Annotated in this window: 1 pseudogene; it reads left to right on the top strand. The window is 78.7% G+C overall.

Going from position 1 to position 1,329, the window contains the following annotated elements:
* A pseudogene (locus tag ABZ281_RS49550) lies at nt 1-1,329 on the top strand (serine protease); the annotation flags it as partial.

The following is a 1,329-nucleotide window of genomic DNA, read 5'->3' on the forward strand; positions in this document are numbered from 1 at the left end:
GCCGGGGGCTGGCGCGAAGCGCGGGTGCTGGGCCCGGCCTCCGTGACGTACGCGGCCACGGACCGCTTCCATCGCCTCGACGACGCGCTGGAGTTGGCGGTCGGCACCGCGGGGCGGGACGCGCTGCGGCTGGGCGGCGGAGCGGCCGGCGGCCCCGTGCTCGACGCCGGGACCGGTGCCGTCGTCGCGGTCCTCGGCACCGCGCTCAGCTCCGACCACCGCGACGTCGGGTTCGCCGTACCGTTGCGGGCCCGGATCCCCGGGGCGGCGGGGCCGCTGGGCGAGCTGCTCGCCGAGAACGCGGCGACGGTCCCCGCCTACGGCGCGGACCTCAATCTGGCCGGGGTGCTCGAGCTGACCGGCACCTCGATGCCGCTGGAGGGCCCGCCCGGCGGCCCCGGCGCCCCGCCACCGGTCGAACGGGCGGCCGTGGCAGCCGAGTTCACCGCGTTCATGGAAGGCCCGGCGACCATGCTCGGCCTCGTCGGACCACCGGGCAGCGGCCGGACGACGGAACTCGCGGCGCTCGCCGCGCGGCGGCGGCGAGATGCGCAGCCCACGCTGTGGCTGCGCGGCTGCGAACTGCGGGACGACGATGCGTCGGTGGCGGACGCGGCACGCCGTGCGCTGGACCGGGCCGCCCCCGCCGTGACGGCCGCCTCCGGCTGCGCCGACCTCGGCGACACCGGGCCCGAGCGCCTCGCCCACCTCGCCCGTTCCCTGGGGCGACCTCTGCTGCTCCTGCTCGACGGCCCCGAGGAGATGCCACCGGCCCTGGCCCGTCGGACGACCGACTGGGCGGACGGGACCGCGCGGTGGCTGCGGGAAGCGGGAGCCCGGCTGGTGGTGGCGTGCCGGGCGGAGTACTGGGAGACCGCGTCCTTGCCCGCGGAGCCGTGCGTGCGGCTCGGGGATCTCACCGAGGACGAGGCCGGGAAGGCGCGGCGGAGCCACGGCATCCCCGATCGCGCCCTCGTCCCGGCCGACGCCCGGCATCCCCTCGTCCTCGGTCTCCTCGGGGAGGTCCGGGCGGCTGTCTCCGCGCCCCCGGAAGGGGCCGCGATCGACCGGAACGACGTCTTCACGGCCTACCTGGACCTGATGTCCCTGCGCATCGCCACCCGCCTGGCCACAGGCGACGGCCTGCACGGCACGGCCGTACGCAGGCTGGCCGCCAGGGTCGCCGGGACCACGGGGGCCGGGAGGACCGCCGAAGCCACCAGGGCCACCAGGGCCGCCCGGGCCGGGCGAGGTCGGGGCAGGACCGGCCTGCGGGTAGCCGTAGCCGCCGCCCTGCGGGCCGCCGGGGCCGCCCGGGCCGGGACGGCC

The organism is Streptomyces sp. NPDC006265, from assembly GCF_040613555.1.
Classification (GTDB): Bacteria; Actinomycetota; Actinomycetes; order Streptomycetales; family Streptomycetaceae; genus Streptomyces.